The sequence below is a fragment of the Bradyrhizobium sp. USDA 241 genome (genome assembly GCF_049739505.1).
GTDB classification, from domain to species: domain Bacteria; phylum Pseudomonadota; class Alphaproteobacteria; order Rhizobiales; family Xanthobacteraceae; genus Bradyrhizobium; species Bradyrhizobium liaoningense.
Genome location: NZ_JBMGPZ010000005.1, coordinates 3,671,440 through 3,689,567 on the forward strand (window position 1 = coordinate 3,671,440; position 18,128 = coordinate 3,689,567).

The 18,128-nt window shown below is 64.3% G+C and carries 14 protein-coding genes and 1 pseudogene; 7 read left to right on the forward strand and 8 right to left on the reverse strand.

What is annotated here, in order from left to right; genetic code table 11:
- Positions 1–37: 37 nt before the first annotated feature.
- Positions 38–1,597 carry an acyl-CoA carboxylase subunit beta gene (locus ABIF91_RS39680; protein WP_028181343.1) on the reverse strand — a complete coding sequence of 520 codons (1,560 nt, stop codon included), beginning with the start codon at positions 1,595–1,597 and terminating at the stop codon, positions 38–40.
- Complete coding sequence (locus ABIF91_RS39685) at positions 1,527–2,501, reverse strand: IclR family transcriptional regulator (RefSeq protein WP_028181344.1); 975 nt, start codon at positions 2,499–2,501, stop codon at positions 1,527–1,529. The genes ABIF91_RS39680 and ABIF91_RS39685 overlap by 71 nt, the downstream gene beginning before the upstream one ends.
- 94 nt (positions 2,502–2,595) lie before the next feature.
- Between ABIF91_RS39685 and ABIF91_RS39690 the strand changes: the two genes are divergently transcribed.
- The 4 genes from ABIF91_RS39690 (at position 2,596) to glsA (ending at position 8,335) form a co-directional block, all read left to right on the forward strand.
- Positions 2,596–2,817, forward strand: a complete 222-nt coding sequence (locus ABIF91_RS39690) for an acetyl-CoA carboxylase biotin carboxyl carrier protein subunit (RefSeq protein WP_028181345.1) — start codon at positions 2,596–2,598, stop codon at positions 2,815–2,817.
- A 166-nt stretch (positions 2,818–2,983) separates the two neighbouring features.
- Positions 2,984–4,150 carry a TAXI family TRAP transporter solute-binding subunit gene (locus tag ABIF91_RS39695; protein WP_028181346.1) on the forward strand — a complete coding sequence of 389 codons (1,167 nt, stop codon included), beginning with the start codon at positions 2,984–2,986 and terminating at the stop codon, positions 4,148–4,150.
- Between the two features lie 240 nt (positions 4,151–4,390).
- Positions 4,391–6,466, forward strand: a complete 2,076-nt coding sequence (locus ABIF91_RS39700) for a TRAP transporter permease (RefSeq protein ID WP_424579737.1) — start codon at positions 4,391–4,393, stop codon at positions 6,464–6,466.
- A 21-nt stretch (positions 6,467–6,487) separates the two neighbouring features.
- Entirely contained in the window at positions 6,488–8,335 is a 1,848-nt protein-coding gene (gene glsA, locus ABIF91_RS39705) for a glutaminase A (protein WP_028181348.1), read from the forward strand.
- Between the two features lie 63 nt (positions 8,336–8,398).
- Here glsA and ABIF91_RS39710 read toward each other — a convergent pair whose 3' ends face one another.
- Positions 8,399–8,665 (reverse strand): MazG nucleotide pyrophosphohydrolase domain-containing protein, encoded by a 267-nt coding sequence (locus ABIF91_RS39710; RefSeq protein ID WP_051393985.1) that lies wholly within the window; start codon positions 8,663–8,665, stop codon positions 8,399–8,401.
- A gap of 111 nt (positions 8,666–8,776) precedes the next feature.
- Between ABIF91_RS39710 and ABIF91_RS39715 the strand changes: the two are divergent.
- From ABIF91_RS39715 to istB, 3 genes and pseudogenes are all read left to right on the forward strand, one after another.
- Positions 8,777–9,834 (forward strand): annotated as a pseudogene (locus ABIF91_RS39715) (IS3-like element ISRj2 family transposase); the annotation flags it as partial.
- 105 nt (positions 9,835–9,939) lie between these two features.
- Positions 9,940–11,697 carry an IS21-like element IS1631 family transposase gene (gene istA, locus ABIF91_RS39720; protein ID WP_100214066.1) on the forward strand — a complete coding sequence of 586 codons (1,758 nt, stop codon included), beginning with the start codon at positions 9,940–9,942 and terminating at the stop codon, positions 11,695–11,697.
- A 4-nt stretch (positions 11,698–11,701) separates the two neighbouring features.
- Positions 11,702–12,469: an IS21-like element IS1631 family helper ATPase IstB gene (gene istB / locus ABIF91_RS39725; protein WP_038952109.1), complete on the forward strand. Its 768-nt coding sequence runs from the start codon at positions 11,702–11,704 to the stop codon at positions 12,467–12,469.
- Between the two features lie 397 nt (positions 12,470–12,866).
- Here istB and ABIF91_RS39730 read toward each other — a convergent pair whose 3' ends face one another.
- The 5 genes from ABIF91_RS39730 to secD are packed head-to-tail and all read right to left on the reverse strand — an operon-like array spanning position 12,867 to position 18,092.
- Positions 12,867–14,108, reverse strand: a complete 1,242-nt coding sequence (locus ABIF91_RS39730) for a threonine ammonia-lyase (protein ID WP_028179507.1) — start codon at positions 14,106–14,108, stop codon at positions 12,867–12,869.
- Between the two features lie 45 nt (positions 14,109–14,153).
- Positions 14,154–15,017 carry a phytoene/squalene synthase family protein gene (locus ABIF91_RS39735; RefSeq protein WP_028179506.1) on the reverse strand — a complete coding sequence of 288 codons (864 nt, stop codon included), beginning with the start codon at positions 15,015–15,017 and terminating at the stop codon, positions 14,154–14,156.
- Positions 15,014–15,397, reverse strand: a complete 384-nt coding sequence (locus tag ABIF91_RS39740; RefSeq protein WP_028179505.1) for an Mth938-like domain-containing protein — start codon at positions 15,395–15,397, stop codon at positions 15,014–15,016. The genes ABIF91_RS39735 and ABIF91_RS39740 overlap by 4 nt, the downstream gene beginning before the upstream one ends.
- A 60-nt stretch (positions 15,398–15,457) precedes the next feature.
- Entirely contained in the window at positions 15,458–16,477 is a 1,020-nt protein-coding gene (gene secF, locus ABIF91_RS39745) for a protein translocase subunit SecF (RefSeq protein WP_028179504.1), read from the reverse strand.
- Between the two features lie 10 nt (positions 16,478–16,487).
- The gene (gene secD, locus ABIF91_RS39750; RefSeq protein WP_028179503.1) at positions 16,488–18,092 is read right to left on the reverse strand and encodes a protein translocase subunit SecD; all 1,605 of its coding nucleotides are present in this window, start codon (positions 18,090–18,092) and stop codon (positions 16,488–16,490) included.
- Positions 18,093–18,128 lie beyond the last annotated feature (36 nt).

Here is an 18,128-nt window from a genome sequence, read left to right on the forward strand (position 1 = left end):
CTGGATTGTTTCGCGACACTCGCAATGACGGCGGCTGCTACGGCCGGATCGAGAAATTCTCCGGCGGCCCCGGCTTGCGCAAGGGCTCCGCCAGCCGGGCGAACTCGCACAGCAGCGACCGCGTCTTCCTGGGATCGATGATCTCCTCGACCCAGAATTTCTCGGCCGAGCGGAACGGCGAGCGCAGCCTGTTGAGCCGTTCCTCGATCTCCCTCAGCTTCGCGGCTTTGTCTTCTGCCGCGTCGATGTCGGCGCGGTAGGCGGCTTCGATGCCGCCTTCGAGCGGGAGCGAGCCCCAATAGGCCGACGGCCAGGCATAGCGGATCGAGAATCGGTCGGCGGGCTGATGCACAACGCCGGCGACGCCGAAGGCGTTGCGCAGGATCACGGTGCACCAGGGCACCGTGGTCTGGTTGACCGCGGCCATGGCACGGACGCCGTGGCGGATGGTGGCCGCCTTCTCGGCGTCGAGGCCGATCATGAAGCCGGGGCAGTCCATGAGATAGACGATCGGCAGGTGGAAGGTTTCGGCAAAATCGACCCAGCGCACCACCTTCTGGCAGGCATCGGCCGTCCAGGAGCCGCCATAGTGAAAGCTGTCGCTGGCCAGCAGCAGCACCGCCCTGCCCTCGAGCCGGGCGAGGCCGACAATGATCGGCTTGCCGAAATTCTTGGCAACTTCGAAGAACGAGCCCTTGTCGACGACGGACTCGATGATCGGCCGCATCTTGTAGACCTGCTTGCGGTTGCGCGGCACCGCATTCATCAGCGCTTCGTCGCCGCGCTCCGGATTGTCGGTGCAGGGCAATGTCGGCGGCAGCTCGTAGACCGATGACGGCAGATAAGAGAGGAAACGCCGCGCGCAGGCAAAGGCCTCCTCCTCGGTGTCGACGGCATGATCGACCGCGCCGGCGCGGGTCTGGATGTCGGCGCCGCCGAGCTCCTCCTTCGTGAGATCCTGCCCCAGCGCCTTCACCACCGGCGGCCCGGCGACGAACATCGCGGATTTCCGGGTCATGATGGAATAGTGGCTGGCGGCAAGACGCGCCGCACCCAAGCCCGCCACCGAGCCGAGGCCGAGTGCGACCACCGGCACGCGCGACAGATTTTCCGTCGTGAAGCGATACCAGCGCGTGCCGCCGATGCCGCCGGGCAGGTTCGCCGCGCCCTTGGTCTCGATGGTCTTGACCGAGCCACCGCCGCCGGAGCCCTCGATGATGCGGACGATGGGCAGACGGAAATCGTGTGCCATCTCTTCCGCCATCAGCGGCTTTGCGGAGATCGACGCATCGGCCGAGCCGCCGCGCACCGTGAAATCGTCGCCGACCACGACGACGGTGCGGGCCTCGACGCGCGCGCGGCCGAACACGCAGTTGGCCGGCGTCAGTTTCTGCAGCTCGCCGCTGGGATCGTACTCACCGATGCCGGAGATGGCACCGATCTCGTGAAAGCTGCCTTTGTCGATCAGCTTGTCGATACGTTCCCGAACAGTCAGCCGGCCCTGGTCATGCTGTCGCTTGACCTTGTCAACGCCGCCCATCTCCCGCGCGAAGGCTTCGCGCCGGGCGAGCTCGTCGAGTTCCGGCTTCCAGTTCATTCACTCCCTCCGAATGGATCGGCTTGTTATTGTTGTGCACGGCCATGGCGACCGGCTTACGCGAGATACGGTTGTTGAAGGCGTCGCCTTCCGCGCCTTCCATCAGGCTGCCGAGCGAGCGGCCAAGCTGGAGCATCAGCGGCGCGACTTCGTCGTGCAGACGCTGCTCGTCATACATCGCCGACAGAAGACCGATCGTGATGACCACGAAGGTCTGGTACTGCGGCGACCAGATCGGCACCGCGAGGCCGTTGATGTGCGGGCTCCACAGGCCGCAGGCGACGACATAGCCGCGCTCGCGCAGCATCTGCCGGTTGGCCTCGATGCGGGGCTTGAGAACCTTCGCAGCCTCGGGAGCTTCGCGCGCCATGTCGGCGACGAAGGCATCTCCGACTTCCGGCGCGAGCGCCGCCGTGTAGGCCGCGCCTGCTGCGGTCGAGGCCATCGCGATGCGGCTGCCGGTGCCCTCGTGCAAGCCGAGTGCAGAGGGCGAGCGCGCGAACTGGAGATAGACGAGATGGAAGCGATCGGGGACGACGAAGCCGACGGTGCCCGGCAATTGCTCGGCCACTTCCTGCAGCCGCTGCCGGATCATGCTGCGCAGCTGTGCGCCCTTCATCATCGAGGCGCTCATCGCCACCGCGCTCGGGCCGATGCGATATTTCTGATCGCGCGGCAGATAGACGAGCTGGCCCATGCGGGTCAGCGTGTGCGTGAGCCGCGACACCGTCGAACGCGGCAGACCGCAGCGGTTTGAAATCTCGAGATTGCCGAGCCTGCTATCGTGGCCCTCGAAGCACCGCAACACGTCGAACGCGCGCGAGACCACCTGGATGACATCTCCCTCGCCGGCATCGCCAGCGAGTGCGCCTTGCCTACTCAACCGCTCCGATCGTCGTCCCATGTTCCCTACCACTTGTTCCGCTGTGCGGAATTAAATTCCACTTGCAGACGACGCTACCTCACGCATTTTGCGGCGACAACAAAAAGGCGATGGCATGCCAGAAATTAAGATCGTCACGGAGATCGCGGGACGCGTCTGCGCAACTCCCGTGCAAGTTGGAGGAACCGTCGCGGATGGCGATGACGTTGTAGTTGTCGAAGCAATGAAGATGGAGATTCCGGTGCCCTCGCCCGCGAGCGGCACAATCACATCGCTTCTGGTGAAGCTCGACGACGTCGTTGCCGAGGGACAGGCAATCGCGATCGTCGCGAATTGACTGTATTCTTCGCGGTTTCCGCGACAATCTGTCAGGCTCATTCCCGAATGCACGGTACGGCGTTGCCATCGCTTGATTGCGGTGACATGATCTGTTGCAAACAAAACGTTGTTTCAAACAAAGAAAGAAAATCCTCGCAAGCAAGCGAGGATCATTGGAGGGAATCATGCTTCGTGGGCTGCTCATGCTCGCGCCTGCCTTGGTGGCGGGCATTTCTTTTGCGTCTACACGCTACTCGTTCGCCGAAGACATCAAGCTGCCGGCGACATTGACCTTCACGGCCTATGACACCGGAACCGCCGGCTTCAACATCGCGGTCGGCGTCGGCAAGATGATGAAGGACAAGTACGGCACCGACGTGCGCGTGCTGCCCGCAGGCAACGACGTCGCCCGCCTTGCGCCGCTGCGCGCCAAGCGCGCAGCCTCATCGGCGATGGGATCGGGCACCTACTTCGCGCAGGAAGGTGTGTTCGAGTTCGGCTCTAGGGAATGGGGGCCACAGCCGCTGCAGACCCTACTCTCGACCGTCGACTGCAATTGCGCCTCGCTCGGGGTCGCCGCCGACACCGGCGTGAAGGAGCTGAAGGACCTGAAGGGCAAGCGTGTCGGCTTCGTCGTCGGCTCGCCCGCGCTGAATCAGAATTCGCTCGCGGTGCTCGCTTTCGCCGGACTAACGCAGAAGGACGTCAAGGTCGTCGAGTTCGCCAGCTACGGCGCAATGTGGAAAGGGCTGATCAACAACGACGTCGATGCCGCCTTTGGCACCACCATCACCGGTCCCGCCAAGGAGGCCGAGACCTCGCCGCGCGGACTGATCTGGCCACCGCTGCCCGCCAAGGACAAGGAAGGCTGGGCGCGGATGCAGAAGGTCGGTTCGTTCTTCTTCCCGCAGCTTGCAACCTGCGGCGCCGGCATCTCGCCCGAGAAACCGGTCGAGCTCGGCAACTATCCCTATCCGATCTTCGTCGCCTACGCGTCGCAACCGGCCGATCAGGTCTACGCGGTGACCAAGGCGATGATCGTGAACTACGACGCTTACAAGGACTCCGCGCCCGGCGCCGGCGGACTCGCGGCCAACCGCCAGACCAAGAACTGGGTGGTGCCGGTGCATCCCGGCGCGGTGAAGGCGCTGAAGGAAGCCGGCCAATGGAGCGACTCGCAGGAGGCGCACAACAACAAGCTGATCAAGCGCCAGGAGGTGCTGGCAGCCGCGTGGGCCGATTACGGCAAGTCCAATCCGCCGTCCGACGACAAGGCCTTCCTGGACGGCTGGATGAAGGCGCGCGCGACGGCGCTTGCCAAGGCCGGCATGCCCAACGGGTTCGAGGAATAGAACCAATGGGCTCAGGCTTGATGCCAAGAAGGAAGTGCGCTCCCTCCCCCGCTTGCGGGGGAGGGTCGGGGAGAGGGTGTCTCCACGGTGGGATTCCCCCAGAGGAAAGAGCCCTCACCCGCGCCTTCGGCGCGACCTCTCCCGCAAGCGGGAGAGGTTAAGCGAGTTCGCGGCCGCCCTCGATTCAACCAACGGCCTCTCTGCTTTAGTCGCTAGTTAGCTAGCCCACGCGCGGGATCGATGATGTCTTCTTCCACCACCACCGCCCCGCAAGACGAGACCAGGCGGATCGTGTTCGACGATCCGCATGGCGCCGCCGCCAACATGCAGGAGGCGGAGGTCACGCGCGTGCGCTCCCTGCGGGGCGCCTGGCGCTGGGCACTGGTGGCAGCGACCGCTGCGACGATCCTGCTCTGCATCAATCAGCAATTCTCGCTGCGCTTCTTCATCGGCTACACCCAGCTCAACACGGAGTATTTCTATCTCCTGATCGCCTTGATGCTGCCCTTCACCTTCCTGATCTTTCCCGGCACGGGGCGTGCCCCGCTCGATCGCATTCCCTGGTACGACCTCGTCCTGTTCCTCGCGACCTTCGCGGCGGCGCTCATGCTGATGTCGAACGTGCGCAAGGCGGCGGAGGCCGGCTGGGAATTCGGCCGCGCGCCGACGGGCGTCATCGCCGCCGGCCTCGTGATGTGGGCGATGCTGATGGAGGCGCTGCGGCGCACCGGCGGCTGGAGCCTGTTGCTGAGCGTCTTGCCCTTCACCGTCTATCCGCTGTTCGCCGAGGCACGCTGGCTCGGTCCGTTCCGCGGCACGCAATCGACCCTGGAGCAGGCGACCGCCTATCACGTGCTGTCGGGCGAAAGCCTGCTCGGCATTCCCATCCAGGCCTTTGCCGACACCGTCATCGGCTTCCTCGTATTCGGCACCGCGCTGATGATGACCGGGGCCGGAAAATTCTTCATCAACCTCGCCTTCGCGCTGTGCGGCACTTTCCGTGGCGGCGCGGCGAAAGTCTGCATCTTTGCCAGCGGCCTGCTCGGCATGATGTCGGGCTCGATCATCTCCAACGTGCTGACCGCCGGCACCATGACCATCCCCGTCATGAAGAAAAGCGGCTTCCGCGCCTCCTATGCTGCCGCGATCGAGGCCTGCGCCTCCACAGGCGCGGTGCTGGCGCCGCCGGTGATGGGCGCGACCGCCTTCGTGATCGCGCAATTCCTCAATGTCAGCTATGCGGACGTCGCAATCGCTGCCATCATCCCCGCCGTGCTGTACTATGCCGGCCTGTTCATGCAGGTCGACGCCTATGCAGCCCGCCACAAGCTGAAGGGCATTCCGCGCGCCGAGCTGCCGCGGATCATGGATACGATCAAGGACGGCTGGTACTACGTCTTCGTCATCGCGCTCCTGATCGTGATGCTGCTCTACTTCAAGCGCGAGAGCCACGCGCCGTTCTATGCGACCGCGCTGCTGCTGGTCCTCAACCAGTTCTTCTCCAAGGACACGCGCTGGACATTGGCGACGATCGGCAAATTCCTGGAAGTGAACGGACGCACCTTCGTGGAGCTCGTCGGCATCCTCGCCGGCTGCGGCCTGCTGATCGGCGCCTTCTCAATGACCGGCGTCGTCTCGAGCCTTGCCAACGACCTCCTGCACATCGCCGGCGACAATCCGTTCCTGCTGCTCGGCATGTGCGCCCTCACCAGCCTCATTCTCGGCCTCGGGCTGACGACGACCGCCTGCTACATCTTCCTCGCCATCCTGGTCGCGCCCGCATTGGAGAAGCTCGGTCTCAACCGCATGGCGGTGCACATGTTCATCTTCTACTGGGGCATGTTGTCGTCGATCACCCCGCCGGTTGCGATCACCTCCTTCGCGGCCGCAGGCATCGCCGGTTCGCCGGCGATGAAGACGGGCTGGGAATCGATGTGGGTCGGCAGCATCATCTATTTCCTGCCGTTCTTCTTCGTGCTCAATCCGGCGCTGGTGCTGCAAGGGCCGAGCCCCTATCTCGCCGGCCTCGGCCTGATGGGCCTCGCCGCTTTCGGCACGCTGTTCATCTGCGGCGGCATCCAGGGCTACCAGCCCTTCGTCGGCGATCTCCGCGGTGCCGGCGCGCTGGAATGGCCCATTCGCGTGCTGCTCGTGATCGGCGGCTTCGTGGTGGCGACCCCCGGCGGCGGGATCATGCCGCTTTCACAGATGCAGGTGACCTTGCTGGGCCTTGCGATCCTGCTGCCGACGATCTTGATCGCGCTTCTTCTGGTCCGACGCCAGCCTGTGATGCCGGACGGGTTGCGCGTGCCTTAATTGCGTTGCACAAGTGCGGCGATGAAGCCGCACCTGCCCGCCGCGTCCGCCTGGACCCGCTCGAAACCGCCTTTGCTGCGGTTCCTGGACAATTGCCTCAGCGAATTCTCCGCCGAGACCTCGGGCCATGTCGCCGACTACATTCCCGAGCTCGGCAAGGCCGACCCTGCCTATTTTGGCATCAGCTTGGCGACCCTGGACGGCCATGTCTATGAGGTCGGCGACAGCCGGGTACCCTTCACCATCCAGTCGATGTCGAAGCCCTTCGTGTTCGCACTGGCGCTGGACCTGCTCGGTGCCGCCACGGTCGAGAGCGCGATCGGCGTCGAGCCCTCGGGCGATCCCTTCAACTCGATCCGGCTCAATTCCGACAACCATCCGTTCAACCCAATGGTCAATGCCGGCGCGATCGCCTGCACCGGGCTGATCTACGACAGCAAAGGCGTGGAGGCCTTCGAGCAGATTCGCACTGCGCTCAGCCGCTTTGCCGGACGCGACCTCGCGCTCGACGAGGCCGTCTATGCTTCCGAAAGCCAGACCGGTGATCGCAACCGCGCCATCGGCTATCTGCTGAAGACCAATGCGGTCATCTCGGACAATGTCGCCGGCGTCCTCGACGTCTATTTCCGCCAATGCGCCGTACTCGTCACCGCGCGTGACATCGCGGTGATGGCGGCGACGCTCGCCAATCGCGGCGTCAACCCTGTCACGGGCGAGCAGGTGCTCAGCGCTTACGCGATCTCGCGCACGCTCTCGGTAATGACGTCGTCGGGCATGTACGACTATGCCGGCGAGTGGATCTACCGGATCGGCATTCCCGCCAAGAGCGGCGTCGGCGGCGGCATCTTGGCCGCCCTCCCCGCCCGCCTCGGACTCGGCAGCTATTCACCGCGCCTCGACAAGCATGGCAACAGCGTGCGCGGCATCAAGGTGTGCGAGGCGCTGTCCTCACACTACGACCTGCACATGCTCAACCGCAGCGACGACGCGCGCAACGCCGTCATCGCCGACTACGACATCGGCAAGAGCCCGTCGCGCCGCGTGCGCCGCCCGCAGGAGCGCGAGATTTTGGCGGCACACGAGCAGGAGGTGCGGATCATCGAGCTGGTCGGCACGCTGTCGCTGTCCGCGGTCGATTACGTCTCGCGGCGCCTTGCCGGCCGGCCGCGGCCGCAATTCGTGATCTTCGATCTGCACCGAGTGACCTCGACCACGCGTGCCGGCGCGCGGCTGGTCGCCGAAGCGTTCGAGGAGCTTGCGGTGCTGAACGTGACCGTCGTGCTGTCAGGCGTTAGGCGTGCCTCGAAGGAGTGGAACACGTTGCGCGAATGGACCGCCGAGTTGAAGAACGTCCGCGATTTCTACCTGCTCGACACCGCGATCGAATGGGCCGAAGATCAGATCGTGTATCGCTACGGCGGCTCGATCGATTTTCACGAGACCACAGAGCTCGCCGAGCAGCCCCTGCTGGCAGGGCTGAGCGAGGAAGAACTGACCGATCTGGCCTCGCTGTGCACCATCAGGACCTATCAGTCCGGCGCGAAGATTCTCACGACCGGCGATCCTGCGGATGCCCTGTATTTCCTGCGCAGCGGCGCGGTGCACGTCACCTTGCCAGACGGCATACGGCTGGCGACGCTCACCGCCGGCATGGCGTTCGGCGAGATGGCACTGCTGGAGGCAACGCGTTCTGCCGACGTGTTCGCCGACATGGCAGCAACCGCATGCGAGGTGTCGCTGAAGGATTTCGAACGCTTCCGCAAGCAGCATCCACGTGCCAGCGAATGCATCATGCGCAACCTCGCCCAGCTGCTGGCCGACCGCCTGATCGTCGCCAACGCGAAGGTGGATATTCTGACATCGACGTGAGCGACGGCCCGCTTCACCTCTCCCGTAGGGAGAGGTACAGCGCTCGCGGGGCGCATACTCCGCTCAGCGGCTCGCCGCTTCGCTGATACGTCGCTTGATCTTGGCGGCACTGGCATCGAGCAGCGCGGATGGCTGCTGGCCGGTGGCGTCACACAGGCAGGCCCAGTAGTAGACGACATCGCCGAGCTCTTCGACGAGACCCGCCTTGTCGAGCCAATCATCGCGCAGGAGCTTCTTGATGTGCTCGGCGACCTCGCCGGCTTCGCCGGCAAGTCCGAGGCCGAGATAGGACAGCCGCTCGTTGGACGGCTGCTCATCGACCTTCGCAATACCCGCGGCCCAGACCGCATATTAGAGCTGGCCCCGCAAATTCGGACAGTAGCTTGAGTGGATTTTCTGCCTGACAGCGGCGAGGATTCTTGCTGCGAATCAGGAGCGAAGATGACGAAGAAGAGCCGCCGGACGCATTCTCCGGCATTCAAGGCGAAGGTTGCTTTGGCTGCGGTCAAAGGCGACAAGACACTGGCGGAGCTGGCGCAACTGTTTGATGTTCATCCGAACCAGATCACGATCTGGAAAAACCAGCTCCTGGAAGGCGCCGCCGGCGTGTTTGGGCATGACAAGACATCGGCCGAGACGCCGGTCGATTTGAAGGCGTTACATGCCAAGATCGGCGAGCTGGCGTTGGAAAACGATTTTTTGTCCGGCGCGCTCACCAAGGCGGGCCTGCTGAGCGCAAAGCGATGATCGACCGCGGTCATGATCTTTCTATCGTGCGCCAGGCGAAGGTCCTGAAGCTGGCTCGCAGCACGGTCTACTATGAACCTCGGCCAGTTTCGGCCGAGGACCTTGCCTTGATGCGTCGGCTCGATGAGCTGCATCTCGATTATCCCTTCGCGGGAGCGCGTATGCTGCGATCGTTGCTGCGGCGGGAGGGCGTATACGCCGGTCGCCGCCACATCGCGACGCTGATGAAGCGCATGGGGATCGAGGCGGTCTATCGTCGCCCGAACACGAGCAAGCCGGCTCCGGGTCACAAGATCTACCCGTACCTGTTGCGCGGATTGAAGATCGAGCGGCCCGACCATGCGTGGGCAATGGACATCACCTACATTCCGATGCGGCGTGGCTTCGTCTATCTCGCGGCGGTCGTCGATGTGTTCAGCCGACGGGTCCTGGCCCATCGCGTCTCGATCACAATGGAGGCGGCCTTCTGCGTCGAAGCGGTCCAGGAGGCGTTGGCGAAGCACGGCAGGCCCGAGATTTTCAACACGGATCAGGGCAGCCAGTTCACCAGCCTCGAGTTCACCGATGTGCTGCTGGACGCGAAGATCGCCATCAGCATGGACGGCAAGGGCGCCTGGCGCGACAACGTGTTTGTCGAGCGGCTCTGGCGCACGGTCAAATACGAAGAAGTATATCTCCGCGCCTACGACAGCGTGTCCGAGGCGCGAGCGTCAATTGCCAAGTATCTGGCCTTCTACAATCAGGGACGCCCCCCGTGGGTCGGTCAAAATCCCCCGGGTATGGTCACTTGAAACTCCCCCACCTGATGATCGCCGTCAGCGCCGCTGAACAGCAGTAGCCGGTCAGGCAGGACGTTTATGTTCGACCCCTTTAGCCAGCAAGGGGCCGGGGAGTTGAACGTCTTGAAGCGACATCTGCAAAGCACCGTACTTACATTACTTGATCGCAACACCAGCCAGCGCGAGATTCACCGGCTGACGGGTGTCGATCGCAAGACGATCCGGCGTTATCAGGCGCTGCGGGCCGGTGCGGAGGCAAATTCCCCCGGGGAAGTGACCACCGGCTCGGTGAGCGCGGACGGCCAAATTCCTCCACCCCGACCACCGGCTTTTGGGACATCGGAAGCGACGGTCACCAGCAGCCTGGCCCGTTCGGCTTGCGAAGCGCATCGGACGTGGATCGAAGAACAGGTCCGGCTGAAGCGGAACGCGCAGGCGATTTACCAGGACCTGGTTGATCAATTTGGCTTTCCGTCCAGCTACCAGAGTGTCAAGCGGTTTGTGCGCCGGTTGCGGCACGCTGATCCTGAGCAGTTTGATCGTCTTGAGTTCCTCCCCGGCGAGGAAGCTCAGGTCGACTATGGCGAGGGCGCGCCGACGGTTGATCCGAAGAGCGGGCGGTACCGTCGTCCCCGCCTGTTCGTGATGACGCTACGCTACTCGCGGCGCAGCTTCCGGCGGGTAGTCTGGAAGTCCAGCCAACAAGTCTGGGCGCAGCTCCACGAAGAGGCGTTCCGGTATTTTGGCGGGGTCCCCAGCTATGTCGTGCTCGACAACCTGAAGGAAGGCGTCCTCAAGCCGGATTTGTACGAGCCCCAGCTCAACCCGATTTACAGCGCGATGCTGGCTCATTACGCCGTGGTCGCCGATCCCGCGCGCGTGGCCGATCCAAATCGGAAAGGATGCGTCGAGAATGCGATTCAACATACCCAGGGCACTGCGCTGGCCGGACGGCGCTTCGAGACGCTGGAGGCGCAAAACGAGTTCTTGAGGCACTGGGAGGAGAACTGGGCTTCCAAACGCATCCACGGCAGCACGCGCCGTCAGGTCGAGGCGATGTTCCAGGAAGAGAAGCCGCACCTGCGGCCGCTGCCTGTCGCTCCCTTCCGCATCTTCACCGAAGTCGTCCGGACTGTCTGCGACGACACCACCGTACGCGTCGACAACAGCTATTACGCCGCGCGGCCCGCGCCGATCGGCAGCCAGGTCGTCGTGCGCATCTACACCACCACGATCGAGATCCGTGATCGCCACACCCGTGCGCTGCTGCGTGTTCATTCCCGGATGGCGCACCCCGGTTCTGTCGTCCTGCCGACCAGCGAACGGCCGTTCAACCCGTCGCGGCAAACCGCCGTGCTGCTGGCGAGCGCCGAGCGCATCGGACCGCAGACCAGGGCCTTGTGCCAGCAGGTGTTCGACACCGAAGGGCGCCCCGGACAGCGCGCGATGTGGGGCATTGTCGGGCTGGGCCGGAAGTATCCGGCGCGGCTGGTCGAGCAGGCCTGCGCGCACGCCATCGACAACCGCATCTACCGCTACAAGCACGTGCGTGCGACCGTCGAGCGGTTGTTCGAACAGGCGATCGAGCAGGTTGGAGTGACGCCACAGCCGGCATCGCCGCTCACCCAGGATCATCCGCTGATCCGTACCCCCGCGGAATACGGCGACCTCTTCAGCCGCGCTGTGCGGCGCGACGCCGACGACAATGGTCGGCAGGCCGAGGCTCACGACGATCACGCCACGGCAATCCGCGCTCGTGTCGCCTGCGCAACCCCGGCCAACTCCGGCGCCACGAGCGCTCCCGCTGCACCTTCTCACCTTAAACTGGAGACCTAGCCACATGATGACCATGCCGGAAATTGAGCGTTGCCTACGACAGCTGCGCCTGTCGGGTGTCCGCGACACGCTGCAGACGCGCGTGCTCCAGGCGCAGGGCGCCAACCAGCCCTTCCTCGAGACCTTCTCCCTTATCCTGCAGGATGAACTGGACCGTCGTCAGTCCCGTCTTATCGAGCGGCGATACCAGCAATCCGGGCTCGACGAAAAGCTGACGCTCGCCGAGTTCGACTGGTCCTTCAATCCCAAACTGCCACGTCAGACCTGCTTCCAGCTCCACACCCTGGCGTTCATTGCCGCTGGCGAGAACGCTCTGCTTGTTGGCAAACCTGGCACCGGGAAGTCGCACATCGCCAAGGCGATTGCCTATCAGGCGATCCTGCAAAGCCACAAGGTCCAGTATCTTGAGACCGACGACTTCTTCCACCGCTACGCCCTGAACTCTCCGGCACAACGCGAGGTCCGGCTGCGAACCATCATCGACTGCGATCTCCTCGTGCTGGACGATCTATTCCTCGCACGCGCCATCCCCGACGACGCCGGCACTTTGCTGCAGACCCTGATCCATCAGCGTTACAAACTGCGCCGCAGCGTCATCGTCACCTCCAATCGCGTCGTGCAGGATTGGGGGGCATACCTTGGGGACAACACTATGAGCACGACGATCCTCGATCGCCTTATGCATCATTGCCATCTGCTTGAGTTCGACGGACGCAGCTATCGGCTCAAAGAAGCCGCTGAAGCTCTTGCCCGGGAAACAAACTCAAACTAACAGTCCCTTGTCCTGCCTCGCGGGTGGAGGAATTTGACTGACCACACCCGGAGGAATTTGAAGTGACCCGCGGGGCGCCCTCACTCGAGCCTTGACGGGCGCACGCCCGACGAGGCTTACTTCGGCACGCAAGCTATGGTGATGGCCGCATGACCGTCGCCGACGGTTTTGTCGTCGCTCTGGTCGGGCTACGCCCTCCCGACGCAACGACAAAACCGTAAAGCCCCGCGTTCAGCATAACCCGGCAGGAATCCACTTAAATCCAGCGGGGCGCTGTCCAAACAACCGGGGCCAGCTCTGGCATCCCCGCACTATTACAACACCGAAGCCGAGATCGATCGGCTGATCGGTCACCTCGCGGCTCTGGCGTCGCGATAGCGGCATGCCCGCGCACCGCTCAGGTGCAGCGCGCGCTCAGTCCGGATGCGCTCAATCTCGCCATCACCTCGTCGAGATGCGCGCTGTCGCGGGTCTCGATGACCAGCTGCAGCAGCGTCGCCTTGGCCGGAAGATCTGAGAAGGTCCGCTGATGCGAGACCTCGATGATGTTGGCGCCGGCTTCGGCCAGCAGCGCGGCCACGGCGGCGAGCTGCCCGGGGCGATCAGGAATATCGAGCGACAACTGCGTCAGCCGCCCCTCGCGCGCCAGCTCTCGGGTGAGGACGGAGGCAATCAGCCGCGTGTCGATATTGCCTCCGCTCAGCACCAGGCCGACCTTCTGGCCGGCAAAGCGGGACGGATCGGACATCAGCGCGGCGAGGCAGGCGGCGCCGGCGCCCTCGACCACCGTCTTCTCGATCGAGATCAGGGTTGCGACCGCACGCTCGAGCTCGGCTTCGTTGACCAGCGCGATGTCGTCGACGAGACGACGGACGATTTCGGTGGTGATCTTCCCCGGCGATTTCACCGCGATGCCTTCGGCCAGCGTATCGCCGCGCGCCGGCAGATTGCCGTCATGGATCGCGTTGTACATCGAGGGATACAGCCAGGCCTCGACGCCCAATATCCGCAGCGACGGCTTGATCGATTTCGCGGCGATGGCGATACCGCTGATCAACCCGCCGCCGCCGATCGGAACGACCAGCGTGTCGAGATCCGGTACCGCCTTCAGCATTTCCAGCCCGATCGTGCCCTGTCCCGCGATGACAAGCGGATCGTCATATGGGTGGACGAAGATCATCCCGCGCGCTTCACCGTGGCTGCGCGCGAAGGCGGCCGCCTCTTCCAGCGTCGCACCCGTGACCACCACCTCGGCGCCGTGGTGCCTGGTGTTCTCGATCTTCACCATGGGCGTGCCGATCGGCATCACGATGGTGGCGGGAATGCCGAGCCGCTTGGCGTGGTAGGCGACGCCTTGCGCGTGGTTGCCCGCGGACATTGCGATCACGCCCCGCACGCGCTCTTCCGGCGTCAGCGCGGTGAGCCGGTTGAGCGCGCCGCGCTCCTTGAACGAGGAGGTGAACTGGAGGTTCTCGAACTTCAGCCAGATGTCGCAGCCGCAGATACTGCTCAGTGTTCGGCTGTGGCTGCAGGGCGTCTCGACGACGGCGCCGCGGATGGTCTCGGCGGCCGCAAGAATGTCGCTTGGTGCGACCGGAAAGCCGCTCAGATCGGACGTGCTTCGGGATAAGTCAGCCATAGGACAGCATAGAGCATTTGGCCGGCTCAGGCGATAAGCCAGCCGCTATTTGGTAAATTCACGCGATCGCGAGGCGCGCCACAATGTCCAGAGCGTCCGCAGCCGCGACGACGGCTGCAGCGTAAACGGGTTGCGTCCCGGACGCGACAGGCGCTCGAGATCGGCCTGCGCCTGGCTCAGCGGCAGAAACGCCGGCCGCATGGACGGTGCCACCTGCGCCAGCAGCGACGAAGCCGTCGTCAGATGCTGCCGGGCTTCACCCGCAAGCTGCTTCAGCACCGCATGGAGATTGGGTGTCTCCTTGCCGGCGAAGACATCCTCGATGCTGCAATTGTGCCTCTCCATCAGCTGCTGCGGCAGGAACAACTGCCGATGTGCGGCATCGCGCGGCAAGTTGGCGACGACCTGCACGATGCCCTGCGCCAGCCCGGCATGGCGGGCGAGATGATCGACCGCCTCCGACGGCGGTCCCAAGACCTGCGCCGCCAGACCGAACAGCGCCGATGAGGTCGCGGCCAGATAGCCTTCCAGCGCGGCCATGGTCGGCATCGGGTCGTTGTAGAGATCGAACTGGTGCTCGTCGGCAAGCAGCGACAGCGGCTCGACCGGCAGGTTGAAATCACGAAACGCGCGGAGCAGCTCGGCTGCCACGGGATTGCCCTCGGCGCTGCCATGGACATGGCCCGACAGCATGTCGGTCCACCATTGCAGGCGGATCTCGCCGGGCAAGGGCTGGCTCACCTGGTCGCGGACGCGGACGATCTCGACGTTGAAGGCATACAGGGCCAGCAACGCGCGGCGCTCGGCGGCCGGCGTGAACAGGGTCGCGGCGTAACGCGGAAAGTCATGGCTGCGCACCAGATCGGCGCAGAAGGCAACGGAATCGGGCGGCGCCGCTGGGCTGCTCATGGCACGGCGATCAGCGCAGCGGCAACCCGCCGCCGTTCGCCGATCATGATGTTGTAGGTGCGTACGGCGGGTCCGGTCTGCATCGTGTCCAGCACCACCCTCACCGCCTTGAGCGCCTGACGCAGCTCCGGCGGCGGCAGCCACAGCCCGGTTCCGGTGCCGACCAGGAGCGTGTCGATGCTGTTGGCCGCCGTGAAGACCCGATCCAGCGAATAGCGGTCGATCTTCGCGGGGTCCGTCACGTCCCAGGCCCAGATCGCGTCCGGCAGGCAGAGCAGCGAGCCCCGATGCGACATGCCGGCAAAGGCGAAGCCGCCCTTGCCATAGGCATCGATCGGCGCCGAGCGCGGGAAATGCGGAGCATTGGGATCGCCGGCCATGAGCTTCGTCCGAATGGGCTTACTGCCCTCGCAAACTCCTGCGAGGGCACGAGGTTCGGATCATGCCTTGTTTTTCTTCGCCGGCGTAGTCGCTTCCACCGCATCTTCGCGATGCTCGCCGACGCCGAGGTAGATCAGGATCGGGGCCGCGATGAAAATCGAGGTGTAGGTGCCGACCAGCACCACGCCGAACATCATCACTGCGGTAAAGCTGTGGATCGCGTGTCCGCCGAACAACAGCAGCGCGAGCAGCGCCAGCGTCACCGTGAAGTGAGTGATGATGGAGCGCGAGAGCGTCGAGTTGATGGACTCGTTGAGAAGCTGCGGCATCGGCATCTTCTTGTAGCGCCGCAGCATTTCACGGATACGATCGTAGATGACGACGGTGTCGTTGAGCGAATAGCCCAGGATCGTCAGCAGTGCGGCGATACTGGTCAAGTCGAAATCGACCTGGCTGATCGACATGAAGCCGATGGTCAGCACGATGTCATGCACGTTCGCGATCATGGCGCCGAGCGCGAACTGCCATTCGAAGCGGAACCAGAGATAGATCAAGATGCCCAGGATCGCGAGCATCAGGCCGAGCATGCCGTAGGCCAGCAGTTCGCCTGAGACGCGCGGGCCGACCACCTCGACGCGGCGGTATTCGACGGAATCGCCAAGCGCGGCGCGAACCTTCTGCACGGCCTCCTGCTGGGCGGCGTCGCCGCCCGGTTGCTCCGCGACGCGGATCAGGACGTTCTCGGGTCCGCCAAACTGCTGCAGCTGGACTTCGCCAAGACGCAAGCCATCCAGCGTCGTGCGCATCGCCGCGATGTCGGCGGCGCCGGATTTGGCCCGCACTTCGAGCAGCGTGCCTCCCTTGAAATCGATGCCGAAATTCAGGCCATGGGTGAAGAACAGCGTGATCGCGACGATCGATAGCGCCGCCGAGATCGGGAAACTGATGCGGCGGAAGCGCGTGAAGTCGAAATGCGTATCGTCAGGGACGATGCGCAGCGACGGCAGCCAGCCGAACACCGAGACCACGGTGAGAATGGCAATGAGGACGCCGAGCCCGATGAGAACAGTGTGAGTCACTATCAGGCTCCTAGATCGGCACGCTCTGCGGCCGCTTCCACCGCACCCACCAGGCGACGATCAGCCGGGTCATGGTGAAGGCGGTGAACACCGTGGTGATGATGCCGATGCCGAGCGTCACGGCAAAGCCGCGCACCGGGCCGGTGCCGATGTAGAACAGCACCGCGGCGGCAATGAAGGTGGTGATGTTGGAATCGAGGATGGTCGCGAGCGCCCGCTTGAAGCCGGCGTCGATGGCCGAGATCGCGTTGCGGCCGCCGCGCAATTCCTCGCGGATACGCTCGTAGATCAGCACGTTGGAGTCCACCGCGATGCCGACGGTGAGCACGATGCCGGCGATGCCGGGCAAGGTCAGCGTGGCATTGAGCAGCGACAGCAGGCCGAAGATCATCGCGACGTTGATCGCCACCGCGATGTTGGCGAACACGCCGAACAGACGGTAGGTCAGCAGCATGAAGACGATGACGAGGATCGAGCCGACATAGGCCGCAAGCTCTCCCTTCTCGATCGAATCCTGGCCGAGGCCCGGACCGACGGTACGTTCCTCGACCACCGTGAGCGGCGCCGGCAGCGCGCCGGCGCGCAGGAGGATCGCGAGATCGTTGGCGGATTGCACCGTGAAATTGCCGGAGATCTGACCCTGACCGCCGGTGATCGGCTCGCGGATCACCGGCGCCGAGATCACCTTGTTGTCGAGCACGATCGCGAAGGGCAGTCCAACGTTCTCCGTCGTGGCCTGCGAGAACTTGCGCGCGCCCGAGGTGTTGAACTTGAAGCTGACGACCGGCTCGCCCGTGCGCTGGTCAAAACTAGCCTGGGCGTCGGTCAGGTCGCCGCCGGCGACGAGCACCTGCTTCTTGACCACGTAGGGCGTGGGCGGCGGCGATGCGCTCATCAGCAGCTCGGATTCCGCCGGCAACCGCCCCTGCTGCGCCTGGTCCGGCGGCACGGAGGTGTCGACCATGCGGAATTCCATCTTCGCGGTCTTGCCCAGCAGTTCCTTCAGGCGCGTCGGATCCTGAAGACCCGGCACCTGCACCAGGATGCGGTCATTGCCCTGGCGCTGGATCACGGGCTCGACGGTGCCGAGCTCGTTGACGCGGCGTTCGACGATCTGGATCGACTGCTCGATGGTCTTGCGCATGCGGTCGAGCATCGCGGCCTGCGGGATGCTCAGGCGGATCACACCGCCGCCGGCATCGGTCACTTCGAGGTCACGCTGGCCGCTGGATCCCATCAGCCCGCCCAACGGCTGGGACAGCTCCCGCAGCTTGGCGAGTGCGGCCTGCGCATCGGATTCCTTGGTGATCCGAACCTCGACCGCGTCGTTGCGCACGGTGACGCCGCCGGTGAAGCCGATCTTGGCATCGCGCAGCGTCCGGCGAACGTCGTCGCGGACCTGGTCGAGCCGCTCCTTCTTCACATAGTTGGAATCGACCTCGAGCAGCAGATAGGAGCCGCCCTGGAGGTCGAGGCCGAGCACGATCCTGCGCTGCGCCCAGGCGGGCCAGGTCTTGACCTGCGCCTCGGGGAAGAAGTTGGGGACCGCGCAGAGGCACACGATCAGCGCCGTCAGGATAATCCCCAGCGCCTTCCACCGCGTGAAATACAACATCGACTGGACCTGTCAGATCAGGAGACTTGAGAGACT

Excerpts from the sequence above, each read along its gene's own strand:
- ABIF91_RS39680 (WP_028181343.1), bottom strand. The coding sequence starts at position 1,597 with ATGAACTGGAAGCCGGAACTCGACGAGCTCGCCCGGCGCGAAGCCTTC.
- ABIF91_RS39685 (WP_028181344.1), bottom strand. The coding sequence starts at position 2,501 with ATGGGACGACGATCGGAGCGGTTGAGTAGGCAAGGCGCACTCGCTGGC.
- ABIF91_RS39690 (WP_028181345.1), top strand. The coding sequence starts at position 2,596 with ATGCCAGAAATTAAGATCGTCACGGAGATCGCGGGACGCGTCTGCGCA.
- ABIF91_RS39695 (WP_028181346.1), top strand. The coding sequence starts at position 2,984 with ATGCTTCGTGGGCTGCTCATGCTCGCGCCTGCCTTGGTGGCGGGCATT.
- ABIF91_RS39700 (WP_424579737.1), top strand. The coding sequence starts at position 4,391 with ATGATGTCTTCTTCCACCACCACCGCCCCGCAAGACGAGACCAGGCGG.
- glsA (WP_028181348.1), top strand. The coding sequence starts at position 6,488 with ATGAAGCCGCACCTGCCCGCCGCGTCCGCCTGGACCCGCTCGAAACCG.
- istA (WP_100214066.1), top strand. The coding sequence starts at position 9,940 with ATGTTCGACCCCTTTAGCCAGCAAGGGGCCGGGGAGTTGAACGTCTTG.
- istB (WP_038952109.1), top strand. The coding sequence starts at position 11,702 with ATGATGACCATGCCGGAAATTGAGCGTTGCCTACGACAGCTGCGCCTG.
- ABIF91_RS39730 (WP_028179507.1), bottom strand. The coding sequence starts at position 14,108 with ATGGCTGACTTATCCCGAAGCACGTCCGATCTGAGCGGCTTTCCGGTC.
- ABIF91_RS39735 (WP_028179506.1), bottom strand. The coding sequence starts at position 15,017 with ATGAGCAGCCCAGCGGCGCCGCCCGATTCCGTTGCCTTCTGCGCCGAT.
- ABIF91_RS39740 (WP_028179505.1), bottom strand. The coding sequence starts at position 15,397 with ATGGCCGGCGATCCCAATGCTCCGCATTTCCCGCGCTCGGCGCCGATC.
- secD (WP_028179503.1), bottom strand. The coding sequence starts at position 18,092 with ATGTTGTATTTCACGCGGTGGAAGGCGCTGGGGATTATCCTGACGGCG.